The following is a 15,898-nucleotide window of genomic DNA, read 5'->3' as shown; positions in this document are numbered from 1 at the left end:
GCGGATTTCATAGAAGAGGGAGGGAATGGCAATGGCAGATCTCAGTATTGATTTTGCAGGCATCAAGTCACCGAATCCATTCTGGCTGGCCTCTGCGCCACCTACCAATACAGGCTATCAGGTGCAGCGCGCGTTCGAGGCAGGCTGGGGCGGCGCGGTGTGGAAGACGCTTGGGGAGCCGGTCATCAACACCTCGGCCCGGTTCGCCGCCGTTCATTTTGGCGGACAGCGTGTGGCGGGCTTCAACAACATTGAGCTGATTACCGACCGTCCGCTGGAGGTCAACCTGAAGGAAATCTATGAGACGAAGCGGAGATTCCCGCACCATACGATTATTGCTTCCCTGATGGTGGAGCCGAAGCGGGAGAAGTGGCATGAGATTGTGAAGCGCGTGGAGGCTATCGGGGTAGACGGTCTGGAGCTGAACTTCGGATGTCCGCATGGCATGGCTGAACGCGGTATGGGCGCGGCTTCGGGCCAGCAGCCTGATCTGGTGCAGGCGCAGACCACCTGGGTCAAGGAGGTGGCGACTACACCGGTCATTGTGAAGCTGACGCCGAACATCACCGACATTACCGTGGTGGCCCGGCATGCCGTCAAGGGCGGAGCCGATGCAATCAGCCTGATCAATACGATCAACAGTCTGGCGGGTGTGGACATCCACAGCTGGAATACGATTCCGAATGTCGGCGGACAGGGAGCACACGGCGGTTATTGCGGACCGGCCGTCAAGCCGATTGCCCTTAGCATGGTGGCGGAATGTGCCCGGGACCGTGAAGTCGGCGTGCCGATCTCCGGCATCGGCGGCATCTCCACCTGGCAGGATGTCGTCGAATTCATGCTGATGGGCTCAACCGGGATTCAGGTCTGCACAGCGGTTATGCATCATGGCTTCAGGATTGTGGAGGAGATGATCGACGGTCTGAACCATTACCTGGACGAGAAGGGGCTGGCTTCGGTAACCGAGCTGATTGGCAAGTCGGTGCCCAAATATTCCAACTGGGGCGATCTTGATCTTAATTATCAAGTCGTTGCGCGGATCAACGAGGAGAACTGCATCAACTGCAATAAATGCCATATTGCCTGCGAAGACGCCTCTCATCAATGCATCGATATGCTGACGAATGCGGAGGGCAAGGCGATTCTGCAAGTGCGCGAGGAGGATTGTGTAGGCTGCAATCTGTGTTCGATTGTCTGCCCGGCAGACGGAGCCATTGATATGATTACCCTTGAGGGCGGAGCGGCCCCGATGAGCTGGAATCAGCGCAGCCGGATCATCAGCGGGGTTAACGGTGCTTATTCGGAAGCGGAGGTGGGTTAAGATGAAGAAGATCATCAAGCATGGAATTATCGTTACAGCGGCAGATACGTATAAGGGGGATGTGCTGATTGAAGACGGAATCATCAGCAGCATCGGCCTGAATCTGGAAGCGCCGGGAGCGGAGATCATTGATGCTTCCGGCTGTTATGTCTTTCCGGGAGGGATTGATCCCCATACCCATCTGGATATGCCCTTCGGCGGTACGGTTACCGCCGATGACTTCGAGACCGGCACAATTGCCGCTGCTTACGGCGGAACCACCACGGTGATTGATTTCTGCCTGACCACGAAGGGGCAGCCGCTCCAGCAGGCCGTAGATACCTGGCATCACAAATCGCAGGATAAAGCGGTCATCGACTACAGCTTCCACCTGATGGTGTCAGAGCTGAATGATAAGGTGCTCAGCGAGCTGCCGCAGATTATCGAGCAGGAGGGCATCACCTCGCTGAAGGTGTTCATGGCCTACAAGAATACGTTCCAGGCTGACGACGGAGTTCTGTATAAGACGCTTCAGGCGGCGAAGCGCGAAGGGGCGCTGGTCATGGTGCATGCCGAGAACGGTGATGTCATCGAATATCTGGTGGACCAGGCGCTGGCCGCAGGCAATACCGACCCGATCTATCATGCGCTGACCCGTCCCCCTGAGCTGGAGGGCGAGGCGACTGGCCGGGCGGCTTATTTGACCGGGCTGACGGATTCACAGCTCTATGTGGTGCATGTCACCTGCGCCGAGGCGGCCTGGAAGATTGCAGAGGCCCGCAAGAAAGGGCTGCGCGTCTACGGCGAGACCTGCCCGCAGTATCTGGTACTGGATCAGTCGGCGCTGGCGAAGCCGGACTTCGAAGGCGCCAAGTATGTCTGGTCTCCTCCGCTGCGCGAACAGTGGAACCAGGATGTACTCTGGGATGCCCTCTGGAGCGGGACGCTGCAGACCATCGGCTCTGACCAGTGCTCGTTCAACTTCAAGGGGCAGAAGGAGCTGGGATGGGGCGATTTCTCGAAGATCCCGAACGGTGGACCCACCATCGAAGACCGGTTCAGTATCCTCTACTCCGAAGGGGTGCAGAAGGGCCGCATCACGCTGAACAAATTCGTGGATATCATCGCCACCTCAAGCGCCAAGCTGTTCGGCCTCTTCCCGCAGAAGGGCACGATTGCTGTGGGCAGCGATGCCGATATTGTGATCTTCGACCCGGCAGTGGAACGGATACTATCGGCAGAGACCCATCATATGAATGTGGACTACAATGCGTTCGAGGGGCTTACGGTCAAGGGAGAGCCGGTCTCTGTGCTGAGCAGGGGCGAGTTTGTCATCAAGAACAAGGTATTCGTCGGTGCCGCAGGACAGGGGGAATACCTGCACCGCAAGCGCTTCGAGGCTGAAGCATCCCATCCGGCCCAGGCAGAAATCAGCGGAGGAGTGGTCTGAGATGTCAGCATTTGCAGAGTTCGACCGGGAACGGCAGGAAATCGACAATCTTATCGGGCTGGGCTACACCGTTGCCGGAATCTATGAGGATCTGGATGGTGCCAGGGTTACGTTCATCCGCAGTGAGCCGGCCGGCGGGCCGGTGGAGCTGCTGCTGCTCACAGCGGACGCGCGCAAGCATGTGACGACGCTGCTTGTTGGCCGAACCAGGCAGGCTGCTGCTGAGATTCATCGGTGAACCCGCATTACAGTGAATCATTCCCCGTATATTCCTGACGAAGGATCGACATGATTGTCAGCGATTCAAATCCACCCTCCGTCTGTATACAATCGCGGAGGGTGCCTTCCTTTTTGAAGCCGGCCGCTTCATAGATATGCTGCGCTCTGACATTGTAATCCTTGACGTCGAGCCACAGCCGGTGTGTATCCGTATGATTGAATGTCCAGTGGATCAGCAGCTTCAGCGTCATTGTTCCGTAGCCGCGGCCCTTGGCCTGAATGACAATCCGTTTGATGCAGAGTGTGCGATTAGAGTCCTGAAGCCCTGCGAGAATCACATACCCCACCCGTTCCCCCGTTGTATCTTGAACAATCAGATGCCTAAGATCTCCATCATCCAGAGCGGCTGCGTGCTGTTCCCTGTTCCACTGGCCGACGAACCGGCGGTTAGCCTCGGCCCCTTCGGCAGCCAGGACGAAGTCGAGATCATCCGGGGCCGTTGCCCGTATCTCTATAATTTCTGAGTGCAGCATTGCAAGACACCTGCTTCCCAAGTATGTATATACACCATAGTACAAGAATTATAGACGGCAGCCAATTATGTAAGGGATATGTATGTGGATGGAGCTGCCGCAACTGTAGGATACGCTGCTACGTCAGACGGTTAACGGACTCTTGCGGAGAGAAGACGGACACGGACGGGGATTGGGTAATTTCGATCCTTGCCGGAGAGTTCGCTGTGACATCGGGCGAGTAGAGATAGAAGCTGTTCGCGGCTTCAGAGGTGCGGATTCTGGTGAATTCATTGGCCAGACTGATCGTTGAGGAGGAGGCAAGCGTAAGTTCCTTGACCCGCAGCTTGAAGGTGACCAGAGTTTGCTCTACCGCCGGGATCGTCTGCTGTCCGCTGCTTGCTTCAACCTGAATATCGATGCCGCGCATACTTGTGTTTTTTCCGAGGTAGATACTGCCATCGACAGGACTCTGAAAGTTGAACTGGAACAGGTTATCAACCTCGCTTCCAGCCGTATAATTCCCTTCCGCATAGACTGAGTGCTGCGTATATTCAAGGTTGTCGAATACCTGGCTGTCATATTGGATAATGAAGTTAAGAGAGCTGTAGCCGGGGTCATTTGGTGCGAAGTCTTTTAAATGCACCAGCACAGTCACCTCTTCCCCTGGAATATAGGTCTCTTTGTCAGTGGTGACCACAACAGACATCGCAGGTGCGGTGTTATCCACTGCAGCCTCACGGATCATGGACATCATAAGCGGCAGTACCTTCATTCCTCTGACTGCCTGCTTGAATCTATTCCTCTTATTCATGTTTCATCCCCCATTGCCATCATAATGATGCATCCCTATGCACGAATGATCTTGTATATGAACAATGGTAACAATTGTCACTGATAAAACACTGATAAACGTCGAACCATGGCGTAAAATATCGATTATTTTTGTATCATCTGTAGGAGCAAGGGTGGAAGCCTGCATATCAAATTAATGGTAGTACCACTAATGCTTCATTTGAAGCGCCATATAATCAAGTTCAGAGTGCTAACGCCTACATGGCAGGTTCTCAAGTTACTTTTTATGCAGGGTACAATAATAATAAGAAAATCCGTTTGAAAATTGATGGTACTGCTATTTGTGGTGATATTGGATGTAGTAGTTCAGCTGATAAACCGTTGACAACAATAATAGTATCCAATACCGATTATAATATTCAATCATCAAGTTTTCAGAAGTGGAAGCTCTTATCAGTTGTGACTGGAGATGATTACGGAAAAAATAAGTCGGAATTTACTAATATCAAAGTTGACGGAGTACCTGTGCTTAGTAATGTTTTTCCTGCTCCAGACCAGGATTATGCTACCGTAACACGTGATGCTAGTAATAATGTTATAATTGCCGTAACTGGTAAGTAACTAATAATATAGCCAATTCCTTGGAATATTAGGGAGTTGGCTATATCATTTAGGTTTTTCAATGAATTAAAAATAAAAGGAGTTGAACTATAAGATATGGGCAAATCAATAAAAGTAGCGTTCTCATTTTTCCTTGTTATATTCTTTATTGTAATGGTCAGTAAAGAGTCTGCTTTTGCGAAAAGTGGAATTAGAGTGATTTTGTATGGAAATCCCATTCAAGAAAAGCACTCACCGATTATGAAGAACAACACGGTATTGGTTCCATTCAAAGGGATATTTGAAAAATTAGGATTTAATGTAAGTTACGATTCGGCAAGCAAAACAATTTCTGGTCAGAAAACAGGCACTACTATTAAATTAGTAATTAATCAAAATACGGCTTGGATAAATGATACTCCAACTATACTTCAAGTAGCTCCACAGATAATTGACGGGGCAACGTTTGTACCACTTCGTTTTATTGGGGAAGCCAGCGGACTCGACGTGAAGTGGTACGGGGACTCTCAGATTGTTTCATTATACTCTAAGCAAAATCTTTTTCCGGTATCACGCGGAGGGAAATTCGGCTATATTGATGCAGAAGGCAAAATTGTTATTGATTATCAAACAAGATTTACAGATGCCTATGCTTTTAATGAAGGACTAGCCATTGTTTATTCAAATGCTAAATTTGACGGATTCATCAATCAACAAGGGAATAAAGTAATACCTAAGGGAAATTATTATGATGCCAAGGAATTTTCAGAAGGACTTGCAGCGTATAGAACGCTTAAAACTGCAACTGATTTTGCTGTATCTAACTATGGTTATATGGATCTTACAGGAACTAGTGTTATAAAACCGCAATTCAAAAAAGCTAATAATTTCTCCGAAGGATTGGCTGCTGTCCAAGTGGGGAGTGGATATGGATACATTAATTCTTCCGGGAAAATAGTAATTAAAGCCCAATATAACAGCGCTGAGGATTTCTCTGAAGGTGCTGCTCTGGTTACAACAAATGGAACTTCTCATTATATTGATAAGAAAGGGAAGTTTTTGTTCAATTCAAGTTATAAAAATGGGGAGTCTTTTTCAGAGGGATTGGCAGTTGTTAAATCAGGAGCTAACTATGGCTTTATTAATAAGAAAGGAAAATTAGAGATTCCTGCTAAGTATGAGGAGGTTCACTCTTTTTCGGAAGGATTGGCGGCTGTTAAAATAAATGGAAAGTCAGGTTATATAGATAACAAAGGAAAACTACTTATTCCTAACCAATTTGATGCAGCGAGTGACTTTCATGAAGGACTTGCAGTTGCCGAATCGGGAGGGAAGACCGGATTCATTAATAAAACAGGGGCTTGGGTTATTCAATCAACGCTTGACTGGGCTGCACGCTTTTCTAAGGGGCTTTCTTACGCATATAGTGTTGATGGAGAAGTATACATTAATAAAAACGGTCAGATTGTGTGGAGAAGAAGCCAACCTTAACAGAGGAATGAGAAATGAGGAAAAAGCCATAATATGAACAAAATTAGAAGATGCCGAACTATACAGAAATTAAAGGGAAGTACAATGCTGAAGGATCGAAATACGAAAAACAACCGTGAATTTTGGGAATACTAAGAAAAGCTATACGACCATCAAGGGGATGAAACTGAAATTTGGGCGACTCAAGGATTCCTTTTAGATGAATACCAATTATCATTTTAAATAATACAAGTGTATAAAAGTATTCTAAAAGGACGACAATCATTCGCTAAGTTCGAATGATTGTCGTCCTTTTACTGTTAGTTTCTAAAGCATACGATAAAAAATATTTTTCAGTCTCTCAAAGGATATTATGGAGTAACGATAGAATTTCTACGCTATCTACCCAGCCGCCGGTATTCTTCGACGAACCAATCCGGCAACGCATCGCCGGTCTCTGCGATGTAGGATTCACTGAACTGGGTGAATTTGCGCTGGGCACGCAGGGGCTTGGCGGTTTCGTAATAGATGGCGATCAGCCGCAGGGCGTAGCTCTCCTCCAGCGGCTCCAGCTCCGTCAGGCGCACGGCATAATCTTCGGCCTCGTTAGGCCGTGCAGCCTCCACCAATCCCAGAGTAAGCTGCTCCAGCAGCTTGAGGTACAGCCGGCGGTATTTGTCACGGGCGGAATACACCCACAGGCTGTCCAGCGTCTGCAGCAGGTCACCGGTGTACAGGGCGGCGGCCTGCTGCATATCCTCAAGGCTGCTGTTTTGCATCGCAAGGGCGGCAGCGTCCTGGAATTTCTCAATGTCGCCCTCAATCCCCCCCGATTCCAGCCTGTAATTCTCCCTGCCGAAGGTCAGCTCAATCTTGTCCTCCAGCGCGGCTTTCTTCAAGGTGGTGCGGATCTGGTAGACCGTAGTGTGCAGGTATTGCTTGCCCTTCTCGTAGTTCCACTGCGGAAACACATCATTCAGAATCAAGCTGACGCTGCCCTGCCTGTGAATCCACAGGTAAGCAAATAATTCCTGTGCCTTATGTGTCCTCCACTTCACCAGGCCCTGAGGGCTGGTCAGCTCATAATCCCCCAACAGCCGGAACGAGGTTGTCTTCCCGGGTGTTCCTGTTGCCCCGGCAGCCGCCGGCGATAGACGTTTACTGAGCAGCTTGTTCCAGGTCTTCAGCAGGCGCGAGGGATCAACCGGCTTCAGCAGATAATCCATTGCAGACAGGTCGAAGGCTTCGACAGCATAATTGCGGTAGGCGGTTACGAATACGATGTCTGTGTCCGGAGAGTAGGGCAACAGCTTCTCAGCAAAAGTGAGGCCGGACAGCTCAGGCATCTGGATGTCCAGGAATAGAACATCCGGCTTCAGTTCGGAAGCAGCAGCGAGGGCTTCACGCGGGTTATCGTACGTCTGGACAGAGGATATTCCTTCACACTGGAGCAGCAGCTCCTTCATGTGATCCAGTGCCGGCCATTCGTCATCAATTACCATTACAGAGATGCTCATACTCAGAAGACCTCTTCCTTCCATGGGATTGTTATCAGTACATCTATACCTCCACTGGCTCCCCGTGTGAGAATCAGCGGACGCCCGAACTGTGTGAGCAACCGGCGGTTAATGTTCCGCAGGCCGATTCCGGTGCCTTCACCATGCGGAGAACGGTAGTCATCCTTCATCCATGAGGATAGCTGTTCATCGCTCATTCCCTTCCCGTTGTCCGAGATGGTGATCAGGATATCACCGCCTTCCTGCCGGGTGGAGATGACAACCGTTCCTCCGTCCATCTTCTCCATCAGTCCGTGACGGACGGCGTTCTCCACGATGGGCTGTACAATCAGCGGCGGCAGGGGGAATTCACTAACCTCAATATGATACTCGGCATTCAGCCGCTTCCCGAACCGGGCCTGCTCCAGCGACAGATAGGCTTCAATCAGCTCCAGCTCCTTTTCGAACGGAATGGCGGTCTCCTGGTTGCTGAAATCGAAGCTGCCGCGCAGGAAATGGCTCAGATCGTATAGCAGCTGCTGCGTTTTCTTGGTGTCACGCGTACTCATCCAGATAATTGTATTAATGGCGTTGTATAGAAAATGTGGCTTGATCTGCGCACGCAGCATGGCGATCTCCGAGCTTAGCCGCTCTGAGACGGACCGCCGTAGTTGAACCAGCGTATTGACCCGTCCCTTCAGATCGCTCCAGATATAAGGCTTATGGATAAAATCATTGGCTCCGGCGCGGAACGCTGCCTCGTTGAAGTGAAGCTGCTGCCCGGCCGTAGCCATCAGGATCGGCAGGTCCAGAGGGCTGTAGGTCTGGCGGATGATCCTGCATAGCTCCAAGCCGGACATCTCGGGCATCATGACATCTATAATGCAGAGATCGAAATTACGGTCCACAGCCAGCAGCGCCAGCGCTTCCTTGCCGCTGCTGCGGCTTGCGATATTGTAATTCTCCAGCGATAACAGGTTGGTCAGTGCCTTGAGGTTGGCATAATCGTCATCCACGATCAGGATACGTGGCGCATAGGGAGCAGCTTGTCCGCTGGACTGCGGCGGATCAGCCGACCGGTATTTCCAGAGGTCATCCAGCATTTCCGGCTGGGTATACTCTGGCCGCGGGAGTGTCCGTTCCGCTTGGACAGCGGCGGCGGCTTCCGCCTCGTTGCCCGGAAGCGTGAAGGTGAATGTACTGCCCCGTCCAACCTGGGAAGAGACGGAGATGCTCCCGCCATGCAGCTCTACCAGCTTACGGCTGATCGCAAGGCTCAGCCCGAGGCCCCCGGTCTCAAGGGAATCGGCCTCGCTGATCTGCTCATAGTCATGGAAGATAGACTCCAGCTGATCCTCGGGAATGCCCTTTCCGGTATCGGTGACGGCAATGGAGATGAACTCCTCCTGCCAGTCGGCTTCGATGACCACGCTGCCGCGGTCCGTGAATTTCAGTGCATTATCCAGCAGGCTATAGAGGATCTGCATCAGCCGCTGTTCATCGGCCTGGACCAGGAAACGGCTCGGCGGGATGTGGTTTTTGATGCGGATGCTGCCCTTTTTGTTCAGGAACTGGAAGACCTCAATGACAATGGCCGCCACCCCCTGGACATCGACGGTCCCCCATTGCAGGCTGATGCGCTGGCGCTTGATCTGTTCGTAATCAAGAATATCCCTGACCAGGAAGGCCAGCCTTCTGCCAGTACCGAGTATCAGCCGTATATCCTCCCGTTGGGACGGGCTTAGCGGTCCTCCGGCCCCTTCATGCATGGATAACGCCACGTTAATAATGGCATTCAGCGGCGTGCGCAGCTCGGCGGAGGTCTTCAGCAGGAACACGTCTTTATCTCTGTCCTTGCGCTCCAGCTGCTGGGACAGCTGCTTAATGGTCTCATAAGCATGGGCATGGCGCGCAGACAGGAACAGGCCCTCGGCAAGAATGAAGATCGGGCCGGCCACTGGCGCGGCAGCATAGAGTTCAGTGCCGAAGAACAGATTACTGGCTAAGGATAAGGTGAAAATCACTACAGCAATGACACCGATCAGCAGATAGTAGGAACCGGTCTCCCTACGCAAAATGGCCTTGACCATAATATAGAATGTATAGCAGACAGAGATGAAGCTGAAGGCCAGCAGCAGCCCTGTAATCCGCGAATATACAGTCAATGAGCTTAGCAGTACAACGATACAGAAACTTAAGGCATACACAGAGCAGATCCGCTTAAAGAGCCGGGAATAGAGTGCGGGAAACAAAGAATAGGTATAGCTGGATACACAATAGAACCCGACTACACCGGATACTGCCTGCAGCTTGTTGAATCCTTCATAAGAGAGGGAAGGAAGGTACTCGAGCAGCAGCTTCTCACTGTGCGTCAGCATATATAAGGCGATCATGAAGCAGAAGATAGCCAGCTGAAGCGAGGATTTGTCCTCTTTGCGCTGAAAGCCCTGGCCGATGAAATAGCAGCCGATAAAAGCAAAGCCTGCCACCAGCAAAGTGTCGTAGGTCCGGTTCCGCTGGTCGATGGCAGTTATAGCAGCAGGGGTGCCGATCCGGATAGGCTCCGCAATGCCTCCGCTTGAATAGGTGAAGTTGGACGTATGTATCAGAATCTCCGCCAGGTTATCCCTGCTGTGAAAAGTCAGGGAATACGGATGGTTGCGCGGCTTGGTGGTCTCCCGGGAGTCACCCGGCGTTCCGCTTCCCCCCAGCCGCTCACCATTTACATATACCTCGCTGGCATTGCGGATATTGCTCACCTTGAGGGCGAAGGCGGGAACTCCCGGCGGCAGCTGAACCAGCAGACGGTAGGTCGCATATCCGTAGCGGGAGAAGCCGGTAGCCTCTGACCCCCGGCCCCAAGCGCCGGGCACGGGCATATAGGCCGGCGCCTCTGCGGTTCGGGATAGGGTAACCTGTGGTTCCAGCCGCTCCTGCCAATAGAATTCCCATTCTCCTCTCAGCGGGTAGACGGCAGTATTATTGAAGGTGCAGGTGGACAAATCGGCCCATCCTGACCGTGGGCTGTTGCAGTTAGATGAGGAGCCGAGCAGGGGAATCAGCACCACTGCGGTGAGCAGGAGGGTGCATAGCAGGGCGAGTACTCTTTTAGCCAGCAGACTATAATCAAATGTTCTCATAATTTCATCATATCTCCGGCAGCTTGTGCTTGTCCAGCTTCCTTCTACTTCCCGGCGGAAGTGTTGTATAATTGAAGCTCATTGCAATGTATACTGTAACGTTAACTATTCCAGATCGTACTTGAGGAGCGCTGAAGAAATGTTCTTTTTAAATATTATGTCATGGCTGACCGAGGAGCGCCTGCTGCTGCTGCTGGAGCAATACCGCTCGTTCGGGCCGCTGCCGGGTGTGGGGCTTACCTTCATGAAATCGTTCGTGCCCCCGTTGCCTACAATAGCGATTGTGGGGCTTAACGGGGCGGTGTACGGGTTATGGCTGGGGTTCCTGTATTCCTGGATCGGTCTGGTCGCAGGCTGTACGGTCACCTTCCTGATTATCCGCAAAATTGCCGGACATCCCTACCTCACCAAATGGGCCAAGCGGCCCAAGGTAGCCAAAGCGATGACCTGGGTCCGCCAGAGCGGGTTCAGCTATGTGTTCCTGCTTAGTCTGTTTCCGGTGGGTCCGTTCGTGGTGATTAATATGGCGGCGGGGCTCGCGGGAATGCGGCTGCGTTCCTACCTGATTGCGCTGTGTGCCGGCAAAGCCATTATGGTATTTGCGGTATCCTACATCGGCAATGATGTGCAGCGGTTCATCCGTCATCCGGCGGAGATCGTCTATGTGCTGCTGTTTATCGGAGCTTCTCTGTGGGGGGTTAAAGCGATTGAAGCCAGGTTCGCCCGGCTGGCGCGGGAGCGGGAGCTGCGCGGCCAGGCGCCGCTACAGCACAAATAATTCACGAATCTCCTCCGTATCCTCTGTAACGCCTCTCTCCCCGGTATGAATCCAGCTGTTGGTGACCGCATTGTAGCGGTAATCCTGGCTCCATTCAGCAATATTGCTGACGATAGACTGTACGGCGAAGATCATATGCTCCACCTCGCGCCCGGTCATAATCGGGTGCAGGGACAGGCGGACCCAGCCCGGCTTCAGCGACTGGTCCCCGGCGTGGATCGCCTGGATAAATGCCTGGGACTTCGCAGGGTTCAGCCCGAGCAGCTGATGGCCGTACGGACCGGCACAGGAGCAGCCGCCGCGTGCCTGAATGCCGAAGCGGTCATTCAGCAGCCTTACCGCGAGATTGTAATGAATCTTCTTCAGCGTGAAGGAGATAATTCCATGGCGCTTACGGTGCGTGCCCTCCAGCACGGAGCAGCCGGGAACCTGTGCCAGCCCCAAGAGCAGCTTCCGGCATAGCTCTTGTTCGCGGACGATCATATATTGTCCGGTTCCGTTCATCTGTTCCTTCAGCTTCACGCAGAGGGCGGTGCGGATCGCCTGCAGGAAGCCAGGGGTGCCCCCGTCCTCGCGCACCTCAACATCATCGATGTAGCGGCGTCCGCCCCAGCGGTTCACCCATACCACGGTGCCGCCGCCGGGCTCATCCGGCAGCCGGCCGGTGCTGAGCGCGGTGTCGAACAGCAGCACGCCGCCGGTTCCCGGGCCGCCGAGGAATTTATGCGGCGAGAAGAAGATGGCATCCAGCTTCTCCTGCGGGGCTGCCGGATGCATATTGATCTCCTGATAAGGGGCGCTGGCTGCGAAATCCACGAAGCATACCCCGCCATGCCGGTGCATGAGCGAAGCAAGCTGATGATACGGGGTCTCTATGCCGGTGACATTGGAGCAGGCAGTGAAGGAGCCGATCTTGAAGCGGCGGTTCTGGTAGATCGTCAGCAGCTCCCCGAGCCGCTGCAGATCTACCTCTCCGCCCGGCCCGGAGGGGACAGTAACCACATCACCGAAGCTCTCCTGCCAGGGAAGCAGATTGGAATGATGCTCCATATGGCTGACGAAGATAACCGGGCGCTCCTCCGGTGCGCAGAGGTATTCCTGGTTCAGCCATTCCGGCAGCTTCAGACCCATGATCCGCAGCAGCTTGTTCACCGCGCCGGTGGTGCCGTTGCCGCAGAAGAGCAGGGCATCTGCGGGTGCGGCATTCACATGCTGCCGGATGATGCTCCGTGCTTCCTGGTAAGCGAGGGTTATGGTCAGGCCCGTGGTGTTGGAGTCGGTATGCGGATTGCTGACATAGGGGCCGAAGCTCTCCTGTATTTTGCGCTCAATCGGCTCATACAGTCGGCCGCTGGCTGTCCAGTCGGCATACAGAAGCGGCTTCCGTCCGTAGGGGGTGGAGATCAGATGACGGCAGCCGACAGTGTGCTCACGGAATGCCGCGAAATGCTCTTGTAGTGAAGACGGCGCGTCTGCCGCAGCGGTGCGGTGGATACTCAGCACGGACAATCCCTCCAGGCAATGAATGCTCTATCAATGAGACGGATTCCGGCAGGCGCTGGTGCTGCGCAAGGCAAGTAACGTGTGAGTCGCAGCCTCTGCGTGCCCGCCGTGCGTAACCAATCCGTCTTCGTCTGCCTCAGTATATGCCCGGTGGCGTAATTAGGTTAAAGCCCATAGCCATCAGATAAAGAGCTGGATATCACTCTCCAGCGCATCCTTCAGATACGCGGCGGCATCGATAATCTCCACCTCGGGCAGCAGCTCCTCCGGCTTGAAGCCCATGATCTCCACCGAGAGCTTGCAGGCGTAGAACTTGATGTTCTTTTTGCGCGCCCCCTTCAGGAAATGGATCAGCTTCGGTGCCCCCTGATCCTCCATCATCTCCTCCAGCATCAGCTTGCCAAGCCCGCTGAAGTTCATCCGCGAGAGTGGCAGCTGCTCCGGTCCCTTAGGTGTAATGACATCCATCAGCTTCTCGTAAATACTTTTATCCTCTAGCGTCATAGTCTCCGGGTCCCGGACGAGAAACAGCCCCCAGAACGAGAAGAACATCGTAACCTCCACCTCAATATCCCTGGCTGCATTCGCCAGAATCAGCCCGGCCATTGCCTTGTCATACTCTCCGCTGAACATTAGCAGATTCAGTTTTTTGCCCATTCATCAGCCCTCCATCAGTATCCATAGAATGTCATTAGTATGGTTATGGAGAGGGAAAGTATGCCTGACCGGCGAATACAGCATAAGAGGTTATTTCGAAAAATTTAGTGAAGGCAGGGATGAGGTTGGATGAGCGGATTTTGCTTGTGGACGATGAAAAAGGTATTTTAACCATGTTAGAACTGCTGCTATACAAGGAGGGATTTGAGGATATTTCAACAGCAACTACAGGACAAGAAGCTATGAAATGGGTGGAATCTGTACCCTTTGATCTAATTGTGCTGGATGTAATGCTTCCGGATACTGACGGATTTCAATTGTGCCAACAGATACGCATGCACACAGTGGCACCTATCCTATTTCTGACTGCGCGTTCAGGTGATTATGATAAATTAATGGGGCTTGGAGTCGGAGGAGATGACTACATTACGAAGCCATTCAACCCCATGGAGATTGTGGCGAGAATTCGAGCACAATTGCGCCGGAAGAATCTCTATAGTACAACAGCAGTGCCAAAATCACAGTATTTAGATTTCGGCGTTTTTGCTGTAGATAAAAGAGCTGCCCAATTGACTGTTCGTGGAGTGAACACTCCTTGTCCTGCGAAAGAGTATGAACTGCTGGTTTTTCTCTGCGAGCATCCGAACCAGGTGTTCACCGCTTTGCAACTGTACGAACAGATTTGGGGAAAATCTATGACAGGAGATGAGAAGACCGTAGTCATTCATATTTCCAGACTTAGAAAGAGACTTGAATCTGACCCCTCTGATCCAAAACATATAGTTAATTTGCGTGGAATTGGCTATAAATTTGTTCCGATCCGGAGGATAGAAGTCCATGAAAGCTAATTTGCATCTGATCTTTCGTCTGATCGCATATCTCATGATCAGTCTTCTTTTGCTTGCTCTGATTACAAGCGCTGTTCTGGCGATTGTAACAGAGTTGGTGATACCACAGGAGGGGAGTGGGCAAGATCTTATAGTGCTGCTCAGTGTGCCTTGCATCGTCTTCTGCTTCATGGTCATTGTCGGCTGGAGATTGGGGAAGCCACTATACTACATGATCCGCAGAATTGATCTTCTTGCAGGTGGAATATATGTTGATCCTGAGGGAGACAAGAAAATACACTCAGGTGCCATGGGGAAGTTGAAACGGCCATATCGTTTGTTCAAAGAGCTTATTCTCCAATTGAATACCTTATCATGTGTGTTAGAGAACAGCAAGCAAGAGAGAACCCGCCTTGAAGAGTTGCGCAAAGAATGGGTCGCCGGAATCTCTCATGATCTAAAAACGCCGCTTACATACATAAAAGGTTATTCTTCTATGATGCTGTCTCCTGAGTACGAATGGACGAAGGAAGAGGAGATGAAGTTCCTTATGGAAATTGAACAAAAGGCGAATCACATGCAGGAGTTAATTAGCGATTTGAATCTATCCTTCCGACTTGATGATCAGCAGACTCCATTACAGCAAGAAGTTACAGATCTTGTCGAATACGTTCGGCGGATTGTATCAGATATAACTAATGACCCTCGCGCTGAACGTTATAATCTTACTCTTGAAACCGTGGAAGGTTATATTGAATTAAAGTTGGACCAGAGGCTATTAGGGCGGGCATTACGTAACTTAATCCTCAACGCCATTCTTCATAATCCTCAAGGTACCAATATTACGGTTTATATTATGCAGCAAGATCAGCAACTTAGCGTCGTTATAGCTGATGACGGTGTAGGAATGACCGGGGAGAGCATACAACGATTATTCGATAAATACTATCGAGGTACCTCCACAGATGTGTTGTCCGAAGGTACGGCTTGGGTATGGCGATAGCCAGACAGTTAGTGCGGGCTCATGGAGGGGATATTAGCGTGAATAGCCGTCTTAATGAAGGGACTTCGATCTGTGTAACGCTGCCATTACTTAATTAGGATGCTGTTTGCCTGCTGTTTACTCCGATTTAACTTTGGCCCCCTATAAT

The 15,898-nt window shown here is 51.7% G+C and carries 13 protein-coding genes and 1 pseudogene; 8 read left to right on the top strand and 6 right to left on the bottom strand.

Going from position 1 to position 15,898, the window contains the following annotated elements:
* The first annotated feature begins 31 nt into the window (after window positions 1-31).
* Genes preA through NYE24_RS17860 form a run of 3 tightly spaced genes read left to right on the top strand, consistent with a single transcriptional unit; the run spans window position 32 to window position 2,988 of the window.
* Complete coding sequence (preA, locus tag NYE24_RS17870) at window positions 32-1,321, top strand: NAD-dependent dihydropyrimidine dehydrogenase subunit PreA (RefSeq protein ID WP_036692104.1); 1,290 nt, start codon at window positions 32-34, stop codon at window positions 1,319-1,321.
* Between the two features lies 1 nt (window position 1,322).
* A complete protein-coding gene (gene hydA / locus NYE24_RS17865) occupies window positions 1,323-2,750 on the top strand; it encodes a dihydropyrimidinase (RefSeq protein ID WP_342476314.1) in 1,428 nt (475 codons plus the stop codon).
* 1 nt (window position 2,751) lies between these two features.
* Window positions 2,752-2,988, top strand: a complete 237-nt coding sequence (locus tag NYE24_RS17860) for a hypothetical protein (RefSeq protein ID WP_036692109.1) — start codon at window positions 2,752-2,754, stop codon at window positions 2,986-2,988.
* A 7-nt stretch (window positions 2,989-2,995) separates the two neighbouring features.
* Here NYE24_RS17860 and NYE24_RS17855 read toward each other — a convergent pair whose 3' ends face one another.
* Both NYE24_RS17855 and NYE24_RS17850 read right to left on the bottom strand, forming a co-directional pair.
* Window positions 2,996-3,502, bottom strand: a complete 507-nt coding sequence (locus NYE24_RS17855) for a GNAT family N-acetyltransferase (RefSeq protein ID WP_076159298.1) — start codon at window positions 3,500-3,502, stop codon at window positions 2,996-2,998.
* Between the two features lie 118 nt (window positions 3,503-3,620).
* The gene (locus tag NYE24_RS17850; protein WP_036692114.1) at window positions 3,621-4,295 is read right to left on the bottom strand and encodes a cohesin domain-containing protein; all 675 of its coding nucleotides are present in this window, start codon (window positions 4,293-4,295) and stop codon (window positions 3,621-3,623) included.
* Between the two features lie 167 nt (window positions 4,296-4,462).
* Here NYE24_RS17850 and NYE24_RS17845 point away from each other — a divergent pair.
* Together NYE24_RS17845 and NYE24_RS17840 are read left to right on the top strand one after the other, a co-directional pair.
* Window positions 4,463-4,897: pseudogene (locus NYE24_RS17845) on the top strand (YrpD family protein); the annotation flags it as partial.
* 96 nt (window positions 4,898-4,993) lie between these two features.
* Window positions 4,994-6,367 carry a WG repeat-containing protein gene (locus NYE24_RS17840; protein ID WP_342476313.1) on the top strand — a complete coding sequence of 458 codons (1,374 nt, stop codon included), beginning with the start codon at window positions 4,994-4,996 and terminating at the stop codon, window positions 6,365-6,367.
* A 377-nt stretch (window positions 6,368-6,744) separates the two neighbouring features.
* Here NYE24_RS17840 and NYE24_RS17835 read toward each other — a convergent pair whose 3' ends face one another.
* Together NYE24_RS17835 and NYE24_RS17830 are read right to left on the bottom strand one after the other, a co-directional pair.
* Window positions 6,745-7,863, bottom strand: a complete 1,119-nt coding sequence (locus NYE24_RS17835; protein ID WP_342476312.1) for a response regulator — start codon at window positions 7,861-7,863, stop codon at window positions 6,745-6,747.
* Window positions 7,864-7,865: 2 nt separating this feature from the next.
* Window positions 7,866-10,982, bottom strand: a complete 3,117-nt coding sequence (locus tag NYE24_RS17830) for an ATP-binding protein (protein WP_342476311.1) — start codon at window positions 10,980-10,982, stop codon at window positions 7,866-7,868.
* 139 nt (window positions 10,983-11,121) lie between these two features.
* On the opposite strand from NYE24_RS17830, the gene NYE24_RS17825 reads away from it, so the two are divergent.
* Window positions 11,122-11,760 carry a TVP38/TMEM64 family protein gene (locus tag NYE24_RS17825; protein ID WP_036692124.1) on the top strand — a complete coding sequence of 213 codons (639 nt, stop codon included), beginning with the start codon at window positions 11,122-11,124 and terminating at the stop codon, window positions 11,758-11,760.
* Here the strand turns inward: NYE24_RS17825 and NYE24_RS17820 are convergent.
* Window positions 11,746-13,263, bottom strand: coding sequence for an aminotransferase class V-fold PLP-dependent enzyme (locus NYE24_RS17820; RefSeq protein ID WP_342476310.1), 1,518 nt, complete (start codon window positions 13,261-13,263; stop codon window positions 11,746-11,748). The two genes, NYE24_RS17825 and NYE24_RS17820, sit on opposite strands and share 15 nt — an antisense overlap.
* A gap of 180 nt (window positions 13,264-13,443) precedes the next feature.
* On the bottom strand, window positions 13,444-13,920 hold the full coding sequence (locus tag NYE24_RS17815; protein WP_076080972.1) for a DsrE/DsrF/DrsH-like family protein: 477 nt from the start codon (window positions 13,918-13,920) through the stop codon (window positions 13,444-13,446).
* A gap of 119 nt (window positions 13,921-14,039) precedes the next feature.
* Between NYE24_RS17815 and NYE24_RS17810 the strand changes: the two genes are divergently transcribed.
* Both NYE24_RS17810 and NYE24_RS17805 read left to right on the top strand, forming a co-directional pair.
* On the top strand, window positions 14,040-14,768 hold the full coding sequence (locus NYE24_RS17810; protein WP_036692270.1) for a response regulator transcription factor: 729 nt from the start codon (window positions 14,040-14,042) through the stop codon (window positions 14,766-14,768).
* A complete protein-coding gene (locus tag NYE24_RS17805) occupies window positions 14,758-15,750 on the top strand; it encodes a HAMP domain-containing sensor histidine kinase (protein ID WP_342476309.1) in 993 nt (330 codons plus the stop codon). Before NYE24_RS17810 ends, NYE24_RS17805 begins: the two co-directional genes overlap by 11 nt.
* Window positions 15,751-15,898 lie beyond the last annotated feature (148 nt).

This window comes from Paenibacillus sp. FSL H7-0350, from assembly GCF_038593195.1.
Classification (GTDB): Bacteria; Bacillota; Bacilli; order Paenibacillales; family Paenibacillaceae; genus Paenibacillus_AQ.
The sequence above is the reverse complement of the archived record's forward strand: the minus strand, read 5'-3'. Positions and strand labels throughout refer to the sequence as shown.

What these genes read in the sequence shown, in the direction of transcription:
- preA (WP_036692104.1), top strand. Translation starts at nt 32, where the DNA reads ATGGCAGATCTCAGTATTGATTTTGCAGGCATCAAGTCACCGAATCCA.
- hydA (WP_342476314.1), top strand. Translation starts at nt 1,323, where the DNA reads ATGAAGAAGATCATCAAGCATGGAATTATCGTTACAGCGGCAGATACG.
- NYE24_RS17860 (WP_036692109.1), top strand. Translation starts at nt 2,752, where the DNA reads ATGTCAGCATTTGCAGAGTTCGACCGGGAACGGCAGGAAATCGACAAT.
- NYE24_RS17855 (WP_076159298.1), bottom strand. Translation starts at nt 3,502, where the DNA reads ATGCTGCACTCAGAAATTATAGAGATACGGGCAACGGCCCCGGATGAT.
- NYE24_RS17850 (WP_036692114.1), bottom strand. Translation starts at nt 4,295, where the DNA reads ATGAATAAGAGGAATAGATTCAAGCAGGCAGTCAGAGGAATGAAGGTA.
- NYE24_RS17840 (WP_342476313.1), top strand. Translation starts at nt 4,994, where the DNA reads ATGGGCAAATCAATAAAAGTAGCGTTCTCATTTTTCCTTGTTATATTC.
- NYE24_RS17835 (WP_342476312.1), bottom strand. Translation starts at nt 7,863, where the DNA reads ATGAGCATCTCTGTAATGGTAATTGATGACGAATGGCCGGCACTGGAT.
- NYE24_RS17830 (WP_342476311.1), bottom strand. Translation starts at nt 10,982, where the DNA reads ATGAGAACATTTGATTATAGTCTGCTGGCTAAAAGAGTACTCGCCCTG.
- NYE24_RS17825 (WP_036692124.1), top strand. Translation starts at nt 11,122, where the DNA reads ATGTTCTTTTTAAATATTATGTCATGGCTGACCGAGGAGCGCCTGCTG.
- NYE24_RS17815 (WP_076080972.1), bottom strand. Translation starts at nt 13,920, where the DNA reads ATGGGCAAAAAACTGAATCTGCTAATGTTCAGCGGAGAGTATGACAAG.
- NYE24_RS17810 (WP_036692270.1), top strand. Translation starts at nt 14,040, where the DNA reads ATGAGGTTGGATGAGCGGATTTTGCTTGTGGACGATGAAAAAGGTATT.
- NYE24_RS17805 (WP_342476309.1), top strand. Translation starts at nt 14,758, where the DNA reads ATGAAAGCTAATTTGCATCTGATCTTTCGTCTGATCGCATATCTCATG.